The sequence below is a fragment of the Melghirimyces profundicolus genome (assembly GCF_003054245.1).
GTDB classification, from domain to species: Bacteria; Bacillota; Bacilli; order Thermoactinomycetales; family DSM-45169; genus Melghirimyces; species Melghirimyces profundicolus.
This window is the reverse complement of the sequence record NZ_QBKR01000011.1, coordinates 42538-62404: the sequence shown is the minus strand read 5'-3', so window position 1 is coordinate 62404 and position 19867 is coordinate 42538. Positions and strand designations below refer to the sequence as shown.

The window sequence follows — 19867 nt, the reverse complement described above, 5'->3', positions numbered from 1 at the left end:
TTGGAGGGGAATCCAAGGAAGAGGCGAAAATAAGGAAGAGAGAATGGAAAACGGAGGAGAAAAAATGAAGCAGGCTGTATCATCCATCCGGTATGACGTGACGGTCCGGCGGGATGTCCGGGTGCCGATGCGGGACGGAATCACCCTGTCCGCCGATCTTTACCTGCCGGAGACGGAACGGAAAGTTCCTGCGATCGTCGTACGGACTCCTTACGGAAAAGCGACCCAAACGATGGATGCGACCGGCCGTTATTTTGCCGCCGGAGGTTACGGGGTGGCCTGTATGGATGTTCGGGGGAGGGGGGATTCCGACGGGGAATTCGTTCCTTATTTCAACGAAGGAGCCGATGGGTTTGACGCCATTGAATGGATCGCCGGCCAACCCTGGTGCGACGGATCCGTGGGAACCATGGGAGGTTCTTATTTGGCCCGAATCCAGTGGTTGGCGGCCTTGGAGCAACCGCCCCACTTAAAGGCGATGATCTCCACGGTGAGCCCATCGGATCCCTTCGTGGAATGGCCCACGGGAGTGCCGACTCCCCACCACATCTGCTGGCTTTATATGACCAGCGGCCGGGTGATGCAGGAAGTCGGAGTGATTGACTGGGAATCGGTCTATCAGCATTTGCCCCTGGTCAGCATGGATGAAAAGACGGGGAAAATCCTTCCCCGCTGGAGGGAAGAATTGGAACACCCGCGCCTGGATGATTGGTGGCGGCGGATTTCCTACCAGGAGCGCTTTCATGAACTGGACTTGCCGGTTCTTCATATTTCCGGCTGGTATGACGATGAGCAGGTGGGCACCCTCCTCAACTTCTCCGGCATGTCAACCCGTGCCCGAGGAGAGCGCGGCCGCAAAAACCAAAAATTGGTGATGGGTCCCTGGCCCCACGCGATCAACCGATCGACCCGGCTGGGGGACCTGGATTTCGGGCCCCAATCGCTGATTGACCTGAACCGGCTTCAGCGCCGGTGGTTTGATCATTGGCTCAAGGGAGAAGAGAACGGAATCATGGCGGAGGCGCCGGTCCGTATTTTCATTATGCAAAGAAACGAGTGGCGGGATGAAGCGGGCTGGCCCTTGCCGGGGACCCGTTTCACCCCTTTCTATCTTCACAGTGGCGGGCGGGCCAACAGCCGGTTCGGGGACGGTCGTCTCTCGATGGAGCTCCCCGGCGAAGAAGGCGCCCGAGTGCCGGATCGCTATCGCTCTGACCCTGCGGATCCCGTTCCTTTCATCACGGAAATGACGTCGGCCCAAATCGGCGGGCCGGATGATTATTCCGCCGTCGAACGGCGGGATGACGTGCTGGTTTACACCACGGAATCTTTGGAAGAGGAGCTGGAAGTGACAGGACCGGTCCGGATGCGGCTGTTCGCTTCCACCACGGCCCGGGACACGGATTTCATGGTCAAACTGTTGGATGTTTGGCCCGGCGGCTTTGCCCAGCGGCTGACAGACGGAATGGTGAGGGGGAGGTTTCGCAAGGGGATGGACCGGGAGGAACTTTTGGAACCGGGGACCGTTTACGAATACGACATCGACTGCTGGAACACTTCCCACGTGTTTCGGAAAGGTCACCGGATCCGGGTGGAAGTCAGCTCCTCCGCCTTTCCCAAATACGATCGCAACCTCCATACCGGGGGGGAACTGGGGAAAGAAAAAGAGGGCGTGGTGGCGGAGCAGACCGTTTATCACGATCCCAACCGGCCCTCCGCCATCGTCCTCCCGGTGATTCCGAAGAACCGCTGACGGGTGACACACCAAAACCCACCCCTATGACTGGGCAGGGGTGGGTTTCACAAGGGAGGGGGCTTACGCGTCCAGACCGACAGCATCGCGGATGGAGGAAAGACCGTCCCGATCCAGCAGACGGAGGAGTTCCCGGTTGATGGTCCGGGCGATGGAAGGCCCCCGGTAAATCATGCCGGTGTAAACCTGGATCAGGGAAGCGCCGGCCCGGATTTTGGTATAGGCGTCTTCCCCGTTGAAGACGCCGCCCACTCCGATAATGGGGACTTTTCCTTCGCTCAGCCGGTAAATAAACCGGATCCAATCGGTGGCCGGACGGCTGAGGGGGCGTCCGCTCAAGCCCCCGGCTTCCTTCCGGTGGGGGCCCTTCAGTCCTTTCCTCGAGAGGGTGGTGTTCACAGCGATGAATCCGTCGATCCCCAGTTCCAATCCGATTTGGACGGCCTCCGTCAATTCCTCCCGGTTCAGATCGGGGGCCAGCTTGATGAACAGGGGGCGGATTTCCCCCGTTTCCCGCCGGAGTTCCTGCCGTTCTTCCAGCAAATCGCCGATCAAAAAACGAAGTTGCTCCGCTTTTTGGAGATCCCGGAGTCCCTCCGTGTTGGGAGAGCTGATATTGATGGCGAAATAGTCTCCGTGACGGTAGAGGGCCCGGAGTCCGGTTCGATAGTCACCGGCTGCTTCTTCCTGCGGGGTTTTCTTGTTCTTCCCCAGGTTGATCCCGATCGGGATGGAGGGGCGGGGAAGTTGGGAAAAGGAGGTGGCTGCCTGGATAATGCCGCCGTTATTGAAGCCCATTCGGTTGATCACCGCCTCGTCTTCCACCAGTCGGTACAACCGGGGGCGGGGATTTCCGGGCTGGGGCTTGGGAGTCAATGTTCCCACTTCCACACACCCGAACCCCAGGGCGGCCAAAGCGGGATAAATCCTCGCGTGTTTATCGAAGCCCGCGGCCATGCCCACCGGGTTGGGAAAGCGCAATTGCCCGCATTGAACTGTCAGCCGCGGGTCCCGGACGGACATCTTTTTTTCCATGGTCCACAGCATCCCGGGGATTCTCTGAGCCAATCGGAGACTTTTGACCGTCCATTCGTGGGCATCTTCGGGGTCTATGCGAAAAAGAAGATTCCTGATGACTGGATACACGATGTTTTGGTTCCTTTCTCAACATTCTTCCCCGTAGCATATCATATTTTCCGGCGGTTTTGTTGACAGTTTGAGGAAAGGAAGCCCGGAATCGCAGCAACCGGAGCGGCTTCGGGGCAATGCCGCGCTCACTTTTTTCACATACTTTCGGGAGGGTACGTAACGACGGGACTCGTTGAGAGGACCGGGTGTCCGTATCAGGCCAGCCATCCGACCAGAAGACTTAAGGCCCCCAGTATCATCCATTCCATCCCGGCGCTTTTCCCGCGAAGGGCAAAAAAGACCCCCGACAATGCCATGATCGCCCCGGCAAGGGTGAACACTCCGGAAAACGCCTCCAACAGGGTCTCCTCCTTCGTTGATGTTTCTTCCATTTTACTTATTAACACCGGCTCCTTCATCCCCTCTTTTTCTCAGGAGGGAAGAAAAACGTTTGAGATGCCGTTCCTTTCACCATTCGCTGATTGAACGGGAATCCAACCAACCGGTGTTGCCGCCTCCACAAAGGAAGAAAACAAAGGATCGAAAAGATGAACCGGATTCTCCATAAGCATCACACGGAGCGACGGAAAAAAGTTTGTTGAAATGACCGGAGTTCCCGGTCTTTTTGATTAAAAAGAAAAAAGGATCACCGGACGACCCAGCCGCAGGGAAGTATAATAAGAAGCGTGAGAATGGAGGGAATCCATGTGATCCTGCCTTTTGCAACCCAAAACGAAGGAAAGTTGAACGAAGCGAGAGAAATTCTCGGTCCTTTGGGAATCGAAGTGGAAAGCATGAACCTGGATCTGGCAGAGCCCGATCGTGGCACCATTGAAGCCGTAACGATGGAAAAATTGAGGCAGGTTCGGGAGATGGGATTTTCCCGTGTGATGGTGGATGATGCCGGAATTTTTTTCGCCGCCTATCCTCACTTTCCCGGAATTCTGACCAAGCGGGTATTTCAGGGGATCGGGTATAAAGGGATCATGAAACTGTTGGATGGGGAGACCCGGAAAGCTTGGTTCGAGGGGGCCGTGGCGGTGCTGTGGGACGGAGAAACGGTTGCTTTTTCGGCCCAAACGCCGGGACGGCTGTTAAAGACATCCCCGGACCGGATCCAGCCGGAACCGGGCTTTCCTTTTAATTCGATTTTTATTCCCCACGGCGACCACCGGACCCTGTCTGAAATGTCTGCGGAGGAAAGGGCACATTATTCCTACAGGGGAAAAGTCCTGAAACAGGTGGCCCGCTGGCTGTCGGAACGGACGGAAGGGGACGGGGCGGCCCGGAAGTAATCTCCTTTTTCCTTTCATTGACTGCTTCAAGGGGTCGGTGTTACACTTACAAGAAATTGTTTTTTCTTTACCTCATTAGCAAACTAAAGAAGTGCAATCGAACCGGGAGTGGATTGAGATGGCGAAGCCGCGTGAATTTGAGAAGCCGATGGGCGTTCGCGATTTCCCGCCTGAGCTCGTGTCAAAAATGAAATGGGTGGAAGAACGTGTGGAAGAGCGCTTTCGGGCTTGGGGATACCGGGAAGTGTGGACTCCCACCTTGGAATTTTTCGACACCGTGGGCCGGGCAGGGGCCATCGAAGAACATAAACTGTTCAAACTGCTGGACGGAGAGGGGCGCACCTTGGTGCTTCGGCCGGATCAGACCGCTCCGATCGCCCGTGTGGTCTCCTCTCTCATGAGAAACCACCCCTTTCCTCTGCGACTTTGCTATCATGCCAATGTTTTTCGGGCGCAGGAAAGGGAGGCCGGCCGCAACGCCGAGTTTTTCCAATCCGGTGTGGAACTCGTCGGAGACGACACACCGGAGGCGGATGCCGAGGTGATTGCGCTTGCGGTGGAAGCGTTGGAAGCCTGCGGGGTGCGGAATATCCAGATTGCTGTCGGTCACATCGGTTTGTTGGATGCGCTTTTAATGGAGTATATTGAAGACCCGGAAGCTGTATCCCGCCTGAAGGAAAGCCTGGGCCGCCGCAACCTGGTGGAGTTCCGGGAACGGGTCCGGGACTTGGATGTTGCCCCGGAACGAAGGGAGGACCTTTTCTCCCTGCTCTCAAGCCGGGGAGAGAGGCGTCTTCTGGACCGCTTGGAAACAGGGGACCACGGCAAGGCCGTGGGGGATGCGGTGTCCCACCTGAAGGAAATGTGGGAAGCGCTGGAGGATTGGGACGTCGCCTCCCGCGTCGAGTTGGATCTGAGTCTGGTGGGCAGCCTGGAGTACTATACCGGTATGTATTTCGAAGGGTATGGATCCGACGGTTTCTATCTTCTTTCCGGAGGGCGGTACGACCACTTGCTGGGACAGTTCGGACGACCCGGGCCCGCCCGCGGTTTTGCCCTGAAAACGGATCGGCTGATCATGGCCGGTCCCGGACAGCCGGAGCGACCCGAGCGAATCGCCCTGATTTACCCGCGGAGATACCGTCAGGAAGCCTGCCGAATGGCCGGACGGTTGAGGCGGAAAGGAAAATGCGTGACTCTGTTCGCCTCCGAGGCAGGTCACACTCCCCCTTCCTTTTCCGGTTTCGATCGGATCGAGGAGGTGATTGGGGATGACGATCCCCGCTGAAAAGCTGACCGTTGCGATGCCAAAGGGGCGGATCTTCGAGGAAGCGCTGCAATTGATTCGGGAGGCGGGATATCGGGTTCCGGCAGAGTGGGCGGAAGACTCCCGGAAACTGACGGTGGAAGTTCCCGAGGAAAATCTGTCCTTCCTGATGGTGAAACCGGTGGACGTGCCCACCTATGTGGAGCATGGAGTGGCGGACCTCGGCGTCGTGGGGAAAGATGTGCTGCTGGAAGAAGACCGGGATATTTATGAGCTTCTGGATCTGACAATCAGTCCCTGCCGCATGTCGGTTGCCGGGACCCCGGACCGGGAGACGGTTCTTAATCCCAAGGTGGCCACCAAATATCCCCGGATTGCCGACCGATACTTCCGGGAACAGGGACAGCAGGTGGAAGTCGTCCATTTGAACGGATCGGTGGAGTTGGCGCCGTTGATCGGCCTTGCCGACCGGATTGTCGATATTGTTTCCACAGGGAGGACGCTGAAGGAGAACGGATTGGTCGAGTTGGAAGAGATCGCCCGAATCACCTCCCGGCTGATTGCCAACCGGGCCAGTTACCGGTTGAAAAGCGCTCCGATCCACCGGTTTTATGAGCGATTGGCACACGTGGTCAACGAAAAAGGGGGAAGCAAATGATCGCCATTGTCAAGCCGGATGAACTTTCGACACGGCGTTCGACGGAAGAAGGAACTCCCCGTCAGGAGCGGGCTGTGCGGGAAATCCTGGCGGCAGTCCGGGCCGAAGGGGACGATGCCCTGAAACGGTATACCCGGGAGCTGGACGGAACCGAGCTGATGAGCTTTGAGGTGGCTGAGGAGGAAGTGGAGGAAGCCTACACCCGGGTCTCCGATTCCTTCGTTCATGCCCTCCGCCGGGCGGCGGAGCGGATCCGGCATTTCCACGAAGGGCAGAGGCGCCAGTCCTGGATGGAGACCGGCAGCGACGGAACCGTTTTGGGCCAGCTGATCAGGCCCCTGTCCCGGGTCGGGATCTATGTGCCGGGGGGCCGTGCGGCTTATCCTTCATCGGTTCTGATGAACGCCATTCCCGCAACCGTGGCCGGAGTGGAGGATGTGGTGATGGTCACCCCGCCCCGGCCCGACGGCAGCATCCACGCTTCCACGCTGGTGGCGGCCCGTGAGGCCGGCGTTCACAGGATTTTCAAGGTGGGGGGAGCTCAGGCGGTGGGCGCTCTCGCCTTTGGTACGCCTTCCGTTCCCCGGGTGGACAAGATTGTCGGACCGGGAAACATTTACGTCGCTCTGGCTAAACGCCTGGTCTACGGCCAAGTGGATATTGACATGGTGGCCGGGCCCAGTGAAATCGTCGTGGTGGCCGATCGAAGCGCCGACCCCGTCCATGTGGCGGCCGATCTCCTTTCCCAGGCGGAACACGACCCGATGGCTTCCTCCGTCCTGATCACCCCTTCCGCTGATCTGGCGAAGGAAGTGGCAGCCGAGCTGGAAAAACAGTGTGAACGGTTACCCCGGAAGGAGATCGCGGAAGAATCCCTTCGGGAGCATGGGGCGATCTGTCTGACGCAGGACCTGGGGGAAGCGGTGGAAACGGCCAACCGGCTGGCTCCCGAGCACCTGGAATTGATGGTGGAAGATCCGTGGCGGTGGACGGGCCGGGTGAAAAACGCCGGTGCCCTCTTTCTGGGTCCCTGCAGCCCCGAGCCGGTGGGGGATTATTTCGCCGGTCCCAACCATGTGTTGCCGACCAATGGAACCGCCCGGTTTTTCTCCCCCCTCGGGGTGGACGATTTCATCAAAAAAACCAGCCTGATTTCCTACAGCCGGGAAGCGCTGTTCCGGGATGCGGATGCGGTGATCACCCTGGCCGAGGCCGAGGGGCTTGCGGCCCACGCCGAATCCATTCGCGTCCGGCTCAGGAAGGGGGAAAAGAATGAGTAAGCGAACTTCGGAAATCCAAAGGGAGACCGGCGAGACCCGGATCCGTCTCCGCCTCGGTCTGGACGGTTCGGGCAAGACCGAACTGAAGACCGGTGTTCCTTTCCTCGAGCATATGCTGGATCTGTTCGCCAAACACGGACTCTTCGATCTGACGGTGGAGGCGGACGGGGACAACGAGATTGACGACCATCATACGGTGGAAGACATCGCCATCTGTTTGGGCCGGGCGACCCGGGAAGCGCTGGGGGACAAAAAGGGGATTCGCCGATACGGCCAAGCTTGGATTCCCATGGACGAGACCCTGGGCCAGGTGGTCCTGGACCTTTCCGACCGTCCTCATCTGGAGTTTCGCGCCGAGTTTCCCGCCCCGAGGGTGGGGAACTTTGATACGGAGTTGGTCCATGAATTTTTCTGGAAACTGGCGCTGGAAGCCCGGATGAATCTCCACGTGATCCTCCATTACGGGCGAAACACCCACCATATGGTGGAATCTCTGTTCAAAGCGCTGGGACGGGCCCTGGACGAAGCGGTTCAGACGGACCCCCGCGTCCAGTCGGTTCCCTCCTCCAAAGGGGTGCTGTGACATGATCGCCATCATCGATTACGGAATGGGGAATCTCTATAGTGTCAGCCGGGCCCTGGAGCGCATGGGCCATCGCCCCCTCATCACTTCCGACCCTGAGGAAATCCGGGAGGCGAGCGGCGCCATCCTGCCGGGTGTGGGGGCTTTTGGTGATGCCATGAAAGAGCTGAAAAAAAGAGGATTGGTGGATGTCATCCGGAAGAGGGCATTGGAAGAGAAAAAGCCGCTCCTCGGAATCTGTCTCGGGATGCAGCTGCTCTTTACCGGGAGCGAGGAACACGGGTATCACCAGGGCCTTAACCTGCTCCCCGGCCACGTGGTCCGTTTTGAAGGGGATTTCAATATTCCGCACATGGGATGGAACGGTCTTCGGTTTAACGGGCCGCACCCACTGCTGAAAGGGGTGGAGGAAGGGTATGCCTATTTCGTCCACTCCTATCATGTCCTCCCGGATAATCCGGAAGATATTCTGGCGGTGACCGATTACCACGGGGAAGTGACGGCCATTGTGGGGCGGAATCACTTGTACGGCATGCAATTCCATCCCGAAAAAAGCGGCGTGACGGGGCGGAAGCTCCTGGAACGCTTTGCGGCTTTATGCAGGGAGGGGGTGAGCTTTCCGTGAATTTTACCGTTTATCCCGCCATCGATCTCCGGGGCGGCCGTTGTGTCCGTCTGTTTCAGGGGGATTACGATCAGGAAACGGTCTATCAGGGGTCTCCTGCATCCATGGCCCGCCGCTGGGAGGCGGAGGGAGCACCCTGGATCCATGTGGTGGATCTGGATGCCGCCAAAACGGGGGAACCCGTCAACCTGTCCGTGATCCGGGACATCGTCGGCTCTGTTGACATTCCGGTCCAGGTGGGAGGCGGTGTCCGGGATGCCGGGCGCCTGGAAACCCTTCTTGACATGGGAGTTTCACGGGTGGTGATCGGTTCTGCCGCCATCGACGACCCCGAATTTGTGGAGAAGGCCCTCGGCCAATACGGGGACCGGGTGGCACTGGGTCTGGACGCCCGGGATGGCCGGGTCGCTACACACGGCTGGCTGGAGGTGTCCGAAATATTGGCGGAGGACCTGGGGAAAGAGATGGTGGCCCTGGGAGCCGAAACCTTCATCTTTACCGACATCTCCCGTGACGGGACCCTGACCGGACCCAACATTCCCGCCGTCCGGTCTCTTGCCATGGCCACCGGGAAGCAGGTGATCGCCTCCGGGGGTGTGAAAAACGTGGGCAACCTGGTGGAATTAGCCCGGTTCCGGGACGAAGGGGTGGCCGGTGCCATTGTCGGCAAAGCGCTTTACACCGGTGATGTCGATCTGAAGGAAGCATTGAACGCGATCAGGGAGAGGAACGAATCATGATTACCAAGCGCATCATCCCCTGTCTCGACGTCAAAGACGGCCGGGTGGTCAAAGGGGTCTCTTTTGTCAACCTCAAGGATGCGGGGGATCCCGTTGAACTGGCTTCGCTCTATGACCGATCCGGTGCCGATGAACTGGTATTTCTGGATATTTCCGCTTCCCATGAAGGAAGAAAAACCATGGTGGAAGTGGTTCGCGAAGCGGCGGGGGTTCTTTCCATCCCATTCACCGTGGGAGGGGGGATCGGTTCCACGGAGGACATGTTCCGCATTTTGAGAGCGGGAGCCGACAAGGTTTCCATCAATACCGCCGCATTGGACAATCCCGCCCTGATCGAGGCCGGTGCCCGCCGCTTCGGAACGCAGTGCATGGTGGTCGCCATCGACGCCCGCTACGATGAAGAGCGGCAGGATTGGGTTGTCTACACCCACGGCGGACGCAACCGTACAGAACGTCGGGCCGTCGAGTGGGCCCGTGAGGCGGTGGAGCGGGGGGCGGGGGAGATTCTGCTCACCAGTATGGATCAGGACGGACAGAAAACCGGATTTGACCTGGAACTGACCGAAGCGGTTGCCGATGCGGTCCGGGTACCGGTGATCGCTTCCGGAGGTGCCGGAGCGCGGGAACATTTCTATGAAGTTTTCACCCGGACCCGGGCGGAAGCGGCATTGGCGGCTTCCATCTTCCACTACCGGGAAGTCCCCCTGGAAGAGCTGAAAGCGTATCTGAAAAAGAAGGGGGTGCACGTCCGGTGAAACAGGAGCTGAATCCCGCCGATGTTCGTTTTGACCGGGACGGACTGATCCCGGCCATCGTTCAGGACGCCGACAGCAAGGAAGTGCTGACCCTGGCCTATATGAACGAAGAATCTCTCCGAAAAACCCTGGAGACGGGGGAAACCTGGTTTTGGAGCCGTTCCCGGCTGGAGCTCTGGCACAAGGGAGCCACCTCGGGAAACACCCAGGAAGTGATCTCCGTCCAACCCGACTGCGACCGGGACGCCCTTCTCGTCCGGGTCAGGCCCCGGGGACCCGCCTGTCACACCGGGGACTATTCCTGCTTCCGGGAGGATGGGAAGGAGAGTTCCCCCGACCGTTTTGCCATCCTCAACACGCTGGAGAGAGTGATCGCCGAGCGGGATATGACGCGGCCGGAAAAATCCTATACGACCTACCTTTTGGAAGAAGGCACGGACAAGATCCTGAAAAAGGTGGGGGAGGAGGCGACGGAAGTGGTCATCGCAGCCAAAAACCGCTCGTCCGAGGAGCTTTCCTGGGAAGCCTCCGATCTTCTCTTCCACCTGTTGGTCCTCTTGAGGGAACAGCAACTCCCCCTGGACCGGGTGCTGGAAGAACTGGAAAAACGCCATGGAGGCGGGAAGTAGGGACCCACGGGTCCCGTTTTGTTTTTTGCAGACGTTGACTGTTGTTCGGGCAACTGGAAGCCGTTGTGATTTATGGTCAGTCTCTCAGAAGAAGGGAAGCGTTTACCCAAAATAGCGACTTTGCGGAGCGGACAGTGCCTGCATCTCTGCAGGACAGCAGCCGGAGCGGCTTTGGGTAAATGCTGCCGCTCACTTTTTCACAACGATTCCAGCTTTTGGTGCGGTTCATCCATGTGTTTTTTGTGGAGAAAAAGTTTTTGTTGAAGCCGCCGGAAGATCCCCACCGTTTATAAGAAAAGAGGAGAAAGAGAAAGGGGGGCGGACCCGAGCTTGACGTTGCTCCTTCTCCTTCCGTACAATAAAGGAAATCCGAGGAATATCCGATTGGAAAAACAACTTGAATATGGAAATACGGTCGGGGTACGGCAGGGGGGGTCCGATGAATTCCAGAGGATTCATGCTCTTTTCCGGCACATCCAACCCGGAGCTGGCGGAGAAAATGGCGGAATGTTTGGATACGGAGCCGGGCAGGGTCAAGATCCGGCGCTTCAAAAGCGGGGAAATTTACATTCATTACGAAGAAAGTGTCCGGAATGCCGATGTCTTTCTGGTGCAGACGATGTCCCGCCCGATCAACGATCATCTCATGGAACTCTTGCTCATGGTGGATGCGGCAAAACGGGCTTCCGCCCGTTCCATCAACGCCGTCATTCCTTATTTCGGCTATGCCCGCCAGGAGAAAAAAGACGCGCCCCGGGAGCCGATCTCCGCCAAGGTGGTGGCGGACTTGTTACATACGGTGGGTGTGAACCGTGTCATCACCATCGACCTCCATGCCCCGGCGATCCAAGGGTTTTTCAACATCCCGATGGATCACCTGACAGCTCTGGACCTGATGACCGAATATCTGAAGAAAAAGCGGATCGAGAATCCCGTGGTGGTCTCGCCGGATGCCGGCCGTGCGAAGACGGCGGAAAAACTGGCCACCTATCTGGATGCCCCCTTCGCCATCATGATGAAGAAACGCCCTCAACATAACGAAGCCAGTATCACTCATATCGTCGGAAAGGTGAGCGGGCGCACTCCGATCATCATCGAGGATATCATCGATACAGGCGGTACCATTGTCAGTGTGATCGAAGGGCTTCGGGAGAAGGGCGCCCGGGCCGCCACCGTCTGTGCCACACATCCGGTATTCTCCGGTGATGCGGTCCGCAAACTGGATCATCCCGCAATCCGGGAAGTGGTGATCACCGATACCGTCCCGACCGCAGGAAAGACGCTGCCGGAATCTTTTACGGTTCGGTCGGTGGCCCCCCTTTTGGCCAAAGCGATCCGGTTGATTGAGCGGGGCGGTTCCATCAGCACCCTTTTCAGGGCGGGTATGTAATCTTCCGCAGGATATGGTATACTTTTCAGCAACGCGTATGCAATGACCTCAAAACCCTGTTGTTGGGTGGGGAATGCGATGAAAAAACAGCATGCAGACGTTAAGAGGCAGGCCAAAGGGCGCAAGGTAGTGAGGCTCCGTTTGGACGCCGGCTTTTTCTTCGAGCGGGCCGTCCGTTCTTTGGACCGCCATCGCTACGATAAAGCGTTGAAGTATTTTCGGCTGGCCGTGGAGAAGGAACCGGAGAATCCGGTCAACCAGTGCAACCTGGCCGGAATCCTCTCCGAAATGGGCCGCTTTGAAGAATCCAACGAAGTTTTGGAGACCATCCTGACCGAGGTGGATCCGGATCTGCTGGAGTGTTGGTTCTACATGGCCAACAACGCAGCCAACCTGGAAGATTTTGAGCTTGCCGAAGAATGTCTGATCCGATATCTCGAAGAAGATCCCGGGGGTGAGTTCGCGGCCGAGGCGGAAGAGATGTTGGAAATGCTGGCCTATGAATTGGGCCGGCAACCCCGCCGGCCGCAAGCGAAGCCGAAGCAGGAGTGGCTGAAAAGGCACGACGAAGCCCGTCGATATCTGGAAGCGGGGCAGTTTTTGCAGGCCAAAGAAGTACTGGAGAAACTGGTCGAAGAATATCCCGATTTCCACGCGGGCATGAACAATCTGGCTTTGGCTTATTATTACGCCGGGGATGTGGATAAAGCCGTGGACACGATTGACCGTGTCCTCACCGCCGATCCCAACAACCTTCATGCCCTCTGCAATCTGGCCGTCTTTCTCCAGCACCGCGGGGACCGGGAAAATCGGAACCGGCTGGTGGCAATGTTGAAAAAATGGGTGCCTTTCCATTCCGAACACACCTATAAATTGGCAACCACCCTCGGGATCCTGGGGGAACATGAAGGGGCATACCGCCTGTTCCGGCAACTTCTGAAACGGGAGGAACGGCCCGATCCGAGCCTGTACCATTATGCGGCTGCCGCCGCTTTGAACACAAAACGGTTTGACCGGGCACGAAATTACTGGAGAATGGCCAGGGATCTGGATCCCGGTTCGGAGATCCCCGTCTTCTATCTCAACCAATTGGACCACTGGGAGCCATTTCCGCCGGAGAACGTTCCCACGGTGAGCTATCAGTACCAGCTGCCCTTCGAAGAACAACTGATACAGCTGGACCGTCAACAGAATACCTTGCCTGACCAGATCCGGCAAAATCCCCTGATCCGTTCTTCGTTTTTCTGGGCCCTGAATCACGGGGACAAAGAAACGAAACTCCAGGTTTTGCAAGTGTTTGAGTGGATTGCCGACCGGGAAGTGGAACAGGTCCTCCGGAGCTTCCTGATGAAACAGGATGAAGAGGATGAATTGAAACGGATCGCCCTCTACGTCCTTCAGCAAATGGAGGCTAAGGGGCCTTACCGGGCCATACTCGGCGGCCGGGAACTGACCATCCCCCCCTGTGAACTGACCCGGGAACTTCCGGTTTGGCTGAAGGCTTGGGAAAAGGTGTTGGAGTGTTGTCTGAACGGGATGGACGGTCTGTATGACATCAGTCAATTAAACGATGCCCAGATCATATGGGCCGAGTTTCTTCGAAAGAATCACGCCAACCTTCCCAAGATCCGCAAAGTGGAAGGTTGGGCGGCCGCATTGGAATACGTGGTCGCCCGGCTTCACGGAATCGCGATTACGCAGGAATCGGTGGCCCGAAAACACGAGGTCTCCTCCTCCACCGTCGGTCGGCATGTACGGGTATTGGAGAAGACGTGCCGGGTGACAAGAGACGGTTCCCGATTTTCCTGGAGCTCCAAGTAGAGCCCAAGGGGGGAGAGTCGTGGAAAAACTGGACAACAACACGTTCCGCCCTTTCATCTCCAGCGGGGAAAAAGTGGTGGAGTTCAGCGCTTCATGGTGTTTTGACTGCAAACGGATCAAGTTTTTCATGCCCGATTTGGAAACCCGGTTCGGGAAAACCTTCCGGTTTGGGGAATTGGATGTGGACGAAGCCCGCAAGATCGCTGAGGAATTCGGTGTCAAAGGCGTGCCTGCGTTCATCGTTTTCCGTGAAGGGGTGGAGATCGCACGGCTTCGCAGCAGGGAAGCGAAAAAGGAAGAAAACATCCCTCTGTTTCTGGAGCGGGTGATGATGGACAACAAGTCTCCGGCATGAACGGAGACTTTTTTTGAGGTTTGAAAACCGAGCCCGGGGGTAATAATCTATTCGGTTCTGGCAGGTGCTTGACTTGACCGGGCACCGGGCGATATGATGGATGCTGGAAAGGATGCCCAGCAAACGGAACCTTTGTTTCTATTTTCACCTTGAGATTCCGAGGCGAAGGTTGTGTACAGATGGGAAACAAATTGTCGAGTCTGTTTGACCGGGAAATTTCCTCGCTGATCATCCCCGGTGAACAGGTGGTCACCGTTCATCCCGATTGGACACTGGAACGGGCGCTGTTGGTCCTGACCCGAAGGGGATATGCTTCCGTTCCCGTCATTAATGAGGAGGGAAAAGTGGACGGGGTGATCAGCAAAACCAATATTCTGGATTTTATGCTGAACCGTAACGACTTCCGCTTTCACCGTCTGGATGAGTTCCAAGTCCGGGATGCCATGAACCAGAACCATTCCGGGATCCTGCCCAATTCGATCTTTTCCTTTGCCTTCGATGTGTTGCTGGACCGTCCCTATATTCCGATCATCGACCTCAACAACCGTTTTTTGGGAATCCTGACCCGGAGGGTGTTGATGGAGAAGGTGACGGAGTATTTTCAACAGGAGTTTCTGGAAAATATGGCACTGAAGCAAAAGAAGAGCCGTACCCCCTGAAGAAATATCAACGGCCGCCGGGAGTGTTGGTCTCTCCCGGCGGTACTCATGTATAATGGGAATGGGGAACCGCGCGCTTTTCTTCGACTCCCAACGGCTGCGGGTTGCGTCCAACCCGCTTTTTTTCTTGAGGGGGAGTTTTCACGGCAGAGGTGAATCGGATGCAGCGTGTTGCGAATTGTTTACTGATACAGAACGGGCAGGTGTTGCTCCTGAAGAAACCCCGACGCGGGTGGTGGGTCGCCCCCGGCGGAAAGATGGAACCATCGGAAACCGTATTGGAGACCGTGTGCAGAGAATACCGCGAGGAGACGGGGCTGATGCTGGAAGCCCCCTCCTTGTGCGGCGTCTTTACCATGTGTGTGGAAAAACAAGGGCGTCTGGAGAAGGAATGGATGTTGTTTACCTTTCGTGCAGACCGCTGCCGGGGGGATCTGTTGGAGCGGTCGGAAGAAGGGGAACTGTGCTGGCAACCGCTGGAGGCGGTGCCGAATCTCCCGACTTCCGGCATGGATCACGAGATCTTGACCCGGTTGCTGAAAGACTCCAAAATGTTGATCGGACGGATGGTATATAACCCAAATGAAGAACTGCTTCACCACAACCTTCCGTGAGAGGGACGGATACTGTCCCGGCTTGACCCCTTTTGTCCAATCGAGTATATTCATACCAAGTTTAGCGACAACCAAAGAAAGATTGAACTCATCTCGAAGGAAAGGGATCGGGAAAACCATGGGGAAGAGATTCATCGGAATCGATGTGGGCGGGACCACGATGAAGTTGGGGGTGGTGGATGAGAGAGGCCGCCTTCTCCACAAGGCCGAGACACCCACCCCGTCCGACGGGCAAGCGGGTCTGTCCCAAATGGCTTTCCAAGCGAGACGCATTGCCGGGGAAGCCGGGATTTCCTGGGAGCAAGTAGCCGGACTCGGATTGGGGTTGCCGGGATTCCTGGACATCCCTGCAGGGAAAATCATTCGCCTGACCAACCTCCCTTGGGAAAACATGCCGGTGAAAGATCACTTGGAGGCGGAACTGAACATTCCCGTCGCCATCGACAACGATGCCAACGTGGCCGCTTTGGGAGAGGCTTGGAGCGGCGCCGGCGCCGGATTGCAAGACTTGGTCTGCATCACTCTCGGCACCGGAGTCGGAGGCGGGGTCATCACCGGTCGACGACTGGTTCACGGTGTTTCCGGTCTGGCGGGGGAAATCGGACACATCCGGGTGGAAGAGGACGGAGCTCTCTGCGGCTGCGGCCAACGGGGATGCGTGGAAACGGTTTCCTCCGCCACGGGTATGGTCCGCCTGGTGAAAGAGGCAGTCGCCGAAGGGAGAAAATCGCAGCTGGAAGTCCAGGTGCGGGAGGGGACGATCTCAGCCCGCGATATCTTTGAGGCGGCCGATAAAGAGGACCCTGTGGCCCTGACGGTGATCGACCGGGCGACCGATGCACTGGCGAAGGTGATGTCCATTCTTTCCGTGGTGTTGAACCCCGCCGCCTTTATCATCGGAGGTGGGGTCTCCCGGGCGAAGGAGCGGCTTTTTTCGCCCCTGCGCCGAGCCTATGCCCGTCACACCCTGGCTCATGCGGCCGCCGGTGTCCGCATTCTGCCCGCCGAACTGGGAAACGATGCCGGTTTGATCGGAGCCGCGGGTTTGACGGCAAAGTGGGAAACCTTGGGCTGAGTGTTCATATAATAAACGGACGGAAGGCGGGTGACGGGAGATGGCTTCCGAAAACAAAGAGATCAACCTGGTGGTGATCACCGGTGTGTCCGGGGCTGGCAAAACCGTTGCGTTGCAAAGCCTGGAGGATCTTGGTTTCTTCTGCATCGATAACCTGCCGCCCGTTTTGCTCCCGAAACTGGCCGAACTGCTGGAACAATCCGGCGGACAGCTCCAAAAAGCCGCCCTGGTGATTGATCTGAGAGGTCGGGAATTTTTCTCCTCGTTGTTCGAGTCCCTGGACACCTTGGAAAAACACCACGGGATTCATTACCAGATCCTTTATCTCGATGCGGGCGACCAGGTGCTGGTTCGCCGGTACAAGGAAACCCGCCGGCGGCATCCGCTCTCTCCGGAGGGGACGCCGATGGACGGCATCCGGCTGGAGCGGGAGCTCCTCGAAGAGATCAAAGGCCGGGCCCATCAGATTATTGATACCAGCCAGTTGAAACCGGCTCAGCTGAAAGAAAAGATAGTGGCCCGGTTCCATCAGACGGACCAAAACCGGTTGGCCGTCACGTTCCAAAGCTTCGGATTCAAGTACGGGATCCCGATCGATGCGGATCTGGTGTTCGATGTCCGGTTTTTGCCCAACCCCCATTATGTTGAGTCGCTGAAACCCGGGACCGGCAAAGATCAGGATGTTTACGATTACGTAATGAAATGGGAAGAGACACGGCAATTCCTTGATAAACTGACCGATATGCTTTCCTTCCTCCTTCCCCATTATCACCGGGAAGGAAAGACCAGCCTGGTGGTGGGGATCGGCTGTACTGGAGGAAAACACCGCTCTGTCGCCGTTGCCGAATATCTGAATCGGCAATTCTCGGAGCATGAACAGACCCGTGTCGCGCATCGGGACATCCAGAAGAGCGGCTGAGGGTTTCAAAGAGGTGTCCATTCTTGAAAACAAGGGAAATCGCCGGCAGGAAACCGCGACTGGTTGTGGTTGGAGGGGGGACCGGTCTGGCCGTGATGTTGCGCGGCTTGAAGGAACTTCCCGTCGAAATCACGGCGATTGTCACCGTTGCGGACGACGGGGGGAGTTCGGGGCGGATCCGGACCGACCTTCGGATGCCTCCGCCGGGGGACATACGGAATGTATTGGTGGCACTGGCCGATACGGAACCGCTTTTGGAAAAGGTGCTTCAGCACCGTTTTCGGAACGGGAACGGCTTGGCCGGGCACAATCTGGGAAACCTGATGATTGCGGCCCTGAAAGAAATCACCGGAGACTTCAATCATGCCATCCAATACATGAGCCGGGTGTTGGCGGTGCGGGGTCAGGTGTTGCCGTCGACGGAAGAGGAAGTGGTGCTGTGCGCCGAGATGGATGACGGAACGGTGGTGAAGGGGGAGTCACTGATCCCCAAAGCGGGCAAAAAAGTCCGCCGCGTCTACCTCGAACCGGAGGAAGCCCACCCGTTGCCCGAGGCGTTGAAGGCCATCGAGGAAGCCGACGGAATCATCATCGGTCCTGGAAGCTTGTACACCAGCATTCTCCCCAATTTGCTGGTCAAGGGAATGGCAGAGGCCATCCACCGGTCCGCGGCGAAGAAAATTTATATCTGCAACGTCATGACTCAGGCAGGCGAAACGGACGACTATACGGCCTCCGATCATGTGTCCGCCATCGTGGATCATGTAGGGGAAGGGTTTTTCGATGTGGTGATCGTCAACAACAAAGTTCCGCCGCCCGCCGTATTGAAGCGTTACGCGGAGGAAGGGGCGGCCATGGTCCGGGCGGACGTGGAAGTGTTGGAGGCTTTTGGTTGTCAGGTCATTGCGGATGATCTCATGCAGATCGAAACCGTGATCCGTCATGATGCCGCCAAACTGAACCGTTGGATCGTCAATCTGGTTCACCCGTGAAAACCGTGGGAACCGGAAATTGAAGGAAGTGATGGACATGTCCTTTGCATCCGCCACCAAACAGGAGTTGACACGAACCGAGACCGGCTCCTGCTGCCGCCGGGCTGAACTTTCGGCATTGGTGCGAATGAACGGAACCATCCAGATCGGGAACGGTCGGATCGGTCTGGAAGTAACCACGGAAAACAACTCGATCGCCCGCCGAACCTACAGCCTGATGAAAAAGCAATATCGGCTGCAACCGGAAGTGCTGATCCGGAAAAAAGCCCGGTTGAAGAAAAACAATACCTACGCGATCCGTATTTTCACCGGTGCGGAAAAAATTCTCCGGAATTTGCACATACTGGGGGAAGGGCTGGAAAGAATCGGCGGAATTCACCCGGCGTTGGTGAAAAACGAGTGCTGTCGCCGCGCCTATCTTCGGGGGGCATTTTTGGCGGGGGGGTCGGTCAACAATCCCGACAGCGGTTCCTACCACCTGGAGATTGTGACCGCCTACGAGGACCACAGTCAGCACCTGTGCGACCTGATGAACCGTTATCATCTTCATGCCAAATGGCTCGAACGAAAAAAAGGGTTTGTCGTTTATATAAAAGAAGGGGATAAAATCGGCGAATTCCTCAGCATTATCGGTGCCCATCGCACCCTGTTCGCCTTTGAGGACGTCCGCATCATGAAAGACATGCGAAACTCGGTCAACCGGCTTGTCAATTGTGAAACGGCAAACCTGAACAAGACGATCCAGGCTGCCATGAGACAGGTGGAAAACATTCGGCTCATCGAGCAAGAGCTGGGTCTGGATCAATTGCCGGATCGGCTCAGGGAAGTGGCGGAGGCGCGGCTCCGGCATCCCGAAGTCAGCCTTACGGAACTGGGACAGATGTTGCCCAAAAAAGTGAGCAAGTCGGCGATTAACCACCGTTTGCGAAAGCTGGACCAAATCGCCGGGAAACTGAAAGTCAAATCCGAGTGATAAGTGATCCGACTCAGGTTCCCTGAGATTCTCATATCAACCAATTCAACCCAGGAGGGATCCCTATGGCTGAGAAAAACGTTACCGTCCAATTGAAAACAGGTTTGCATGCCCGTCCGGCCGCACTGTTCGTCCAGGAAGCCAATAAGTATTCATCGGAGATTTTTATCAGCAAAGACAGCAAAAAAGTGAACGCGAAAAGCATTATGGGGATCATGAGCTTGGCCGTGTCCAACGGTGCCGAAATCACCATCTCCGCCGAAGGTTCCGACGCGGAGGAAGCGGTGGAGGCTCTGTCGGCCATCGTCAGCAAGGAAGAGATCTGAAGGGACGGTTTGTCCCCGCTGAGCCGCTGC

The 19867-nt window shown here is 57.1% G+C and carries 22 protein-coding genes; 20 read left to right on the top strand and 2 right to left on the bottom strand.

The window, feature by feature from the left end; genetic code table 11:
• Positions 1–64 precede the first annotated feature (64 nt).
• The gene (locus C8P63_RS09275) at positions 65–1753 is read left to right on the top strand and encodes a CocE/NonD family hydrolase (protein WP_170109589.1); all 1689 of its coding nucleotides are present in this window, start codon (positions 65–67) and stop codon (positions 1751–1753) included.
• A 63-nt stretch (positions 1754–1816) separates the two neighbouring features.
• On the opposite strand, the gene C8P63_RS09270 is transcribed toward C8P63_RS09275, so the two are convergent.
• Together C8P63_RS09270 and C8P63_RS18785 are read right to left on the bottom strand one after the other, a co-directional pair.
• Positions 1817–2899: a quinone-dependent dihydroorotate dehydrogenase gene (locus C8P63_RS09270; protein ID WP_108023455.1), complete on the bottom strand. Its 1083-nt coding sequence runs from the start codon at positions 2897–2899 to the stop codon at positions 1817–1819.
• Positions 2900–3096: 197 nt separating this feature from the next.
• Complete coding sequence (locus C8P63_RS18785; RefSeq protein WP_146172155.1) at positions 3097–3288, bottom strand: hypothetical protein; 192 nt, start codon at positions 3286–3288, stop codon at positions 3097–3099.
• Between the two features lie 285 nt (positions 3289–3573).
• On the opposite strand from C8P63_RS18785, the gene C8P63_RS09265 reads away from it, so the two are divergent.
• From C8P63_RS09265 to C8P63_RS09175, 19 genes are all read left to right on the top strand, one after another.
• Positions 3574–4176 carry a non-canonical purine NTP pyrophosphatase gene (locus C8P63_RS09265; RefSeq protein ID WP_108023453.1) on the top strand — a complete coding sequence of 201 codons (603 nt, stop codon included), beginning with the start codon at positions 3574–3576 and terminating at the stop codon, positions 4174–4176.
• 118 nt (positions 4177–4294) lie between these two features.
• Positions 4295–5464, top strand: coding sequence for an ATP phosphoribosyltransferase regulatory subunit (gene hisZ / locus C8P63_RS09260; protein WP_108023451.1), 1170 nt, complete (start codon positions 4295–4297; stop codon positions 5462–5464).
• Complete coding sequence (gene hisG / locus C8P63_RS09255; protein ID WP_108023448.1) at positions 5448–6101, top strand: ATP phosphoribosyltransferase; 654 nt, start codon at positions 5448–5450, stop codon at positions 6099–6101. Before hisZ ends, hisG begins: the two co-directional genes overlap by 17 nt.
• Positions 6098–7381, top strand: coding sequence for a histidinol dehydrogenase (gene hisD, locus C8P63_RS09250; RefSeq protein ID WP_108023446.1), 1284 nt, complete (start codon positions 6098–6100; stop codon positions 7379–7381). Before hisG ends, hisD begins: the two co-directional genes overlap by 4 nt.
• Positions 7374–7964, top strand: a complete 591-nt coding sequence (hisB, locus tag C8P63_RS09245; protein WP_108023444.1) for an imidazoleglycerol-phosphate dehydratase HisB — start codon at positions 7374–7376, stop codon at positions 7962–7964. The genes hisD and hisB overlap by 8 nt, the downstream gene beginning before the upstream one ends.
• A 1-nt stretch (position 7965) precedes the next feature.
• Positions 7966–8589, top strand: a complete 624-nt coding sequence (gene hisH, locus C8P63_RS09240; RefSeq protein ID WP_108023442.1) for an imidazole glycerol phosphate synthase subunit HisH — start codon at positions 7966–7968, stop codon at positions 8587–8589.
• The gene (gene hisA / locus C8P63_RS09235) at positions 8586–9329 is read left to right on the top strand and encodes a 1-(5-phosphoribosyl)-5-[(5-phosphoribosylamino)methylideneamino]imidazole-4-carboxamide isomerase (protein ID WP_245920808.1); all 744 of its coding nucleotides are present in this window, start codon (positions 8586–8588) and stop codon (positions 9327–9329) included. Before hisH ends, hisA begins: the two co-directional genes overlap by 4 nt.
• Entirely contained in the window at positions 9326–10084 is a 759-nt protein-coding gene (gene hisF, locus C8P63_RS09230; RefSeq protein WP_108023438.1) for an imidazole glycerol phosphate synthase subunit HisF, read from the top strand. The genes hisA and hisF overlap by 4 nt, the downstream gene beginning before the upstream one ends.
• An 8-nt stretch (positions 10085–10092) precedes the next feature.
• The gene (gene hisIE / locus C8P63_RS09225; RefSeq protein ID WP_108023547.1) at positions 10093–10713 is read left to right on the top strand and encodes a bifunctional phosphoribosyl-AMP cyclohydrolase/phosphoribosyl-ATP diphosphatase HisIE; all 621 of its coding nucleotides are present in this window, start codon (positions 10093–10095) and stop codon (positions 10711–10713) included.
• Positions 10714–11152: 439 nt separating this feature from the next.
• Entirely contained in the window at positions 11153–12103 is a 951-nt protein-coding gene (locus tag C8P63_RS09220; protein WP_108023436.1) for a ribose-phosphate diphosphokinase, read from the top strand.
• Positions 12104–12181: 78 nt separating this feature from the next.
• The gene (locus C8P63_RS09215; protein ID WP_108023434.1) at positions 12182–13924 is read left to right on the top strand and encodes a tetratricopeptide repeat protein; all 1743 of its coding nucleotides are present in this window, start codon (positions 12182–12184) and stop codon (positions 13922–13924) included.
• A gap of 19 nt (positions 13925–13943) precedes the next feature.
• Positions 13944–14279, top strand: a complete 336-nt coding sequence (locus C8P63_RS09210; RefSeq protein ID WP_108023432.1) for a thioredoxin family protein — start codon at positions 13944–13946, stop codon at positions 14277–14279.
• Positions 14280–14458: 179 nt separating this feature from the next.
• On the top strand, positions 14459–14938 hold the full coding sequence (locus tag C8P63_RS09205; protein ID WP_108023430.1) for a CBS domain-containing protein: 480 nt from the start codon (positions 14459–14461) through the stop codon (positions 14936–14938).
• A gap of 161 nt (positions 14939–15099) precedes the next feature.
• Complete coding sequence (locus C8P63_RS09200; RefSeq protein WP_108023428.1) at positions 15100–15552, top strand: 8-oxo-dGTP diphosphatase; 453 nt, start codon at positions 15100–15102, stop codon at positions 15550–15552.
• 118 nt (positions 15553–15670) lie between these two features.
• Complete coding sequence (locus C8P63_RS09195) at positions 15671–16627, top strand: ROK family glucokinase (protein WP_108023426.1); 957 nt, start codon at positions 15671–15673, stop codon at positions 16625–16627.
• Positions 16628–16667: 40 nt separating this feature from the next.
• Positions 16668–17546, top strand: coding sequence for an RNase adapter RapZ (gene rapZ / locus C8P63_RS09190; protein WP_108023424.1), 879 nt, complete (start codon positions 16668–16670; stop codon positions 17544–17546).
• Positions 17547–17569: 23 nt separating this feature from the next.
• A complete protein-coding gene (locus C8P63_RS09185; RefSeq protein ID WP_108023422.1) occupies positions 17570–18538 on the top strand; it encodes a gluconeogenesis factor YvcK family protein in 969 nt (322 codons plus the stop codon).
• 37 nt (positions 18539–18575) lie between these two features.
• The gene (gene whiA, locus C8P63_RS09180) at positions 18576–19511 is read left to right on the top strand and encodes a DNA-binding protein WhiA (RefSeq protein ID WP_108023420.1); all 936 of its coding nucleotides are present in this window, start codon (positions 18576–18578) and stop codon (positions 19509–19511) included.
• Between the two features lie 65 nt (positions 19512–19576).
• Complete coding sequence (locus tag C8P63_RS09175) at positions 19577–19837, top strand: HPr family phosphocarrier protein (protein ID WP_108023418.1); 261 nt, start codon at positions 19577–19579, stop codon at positions 19835–19837.
• The last annotated feature ends 30 nt before the right edge of the window (positions 19838–19867 follow it).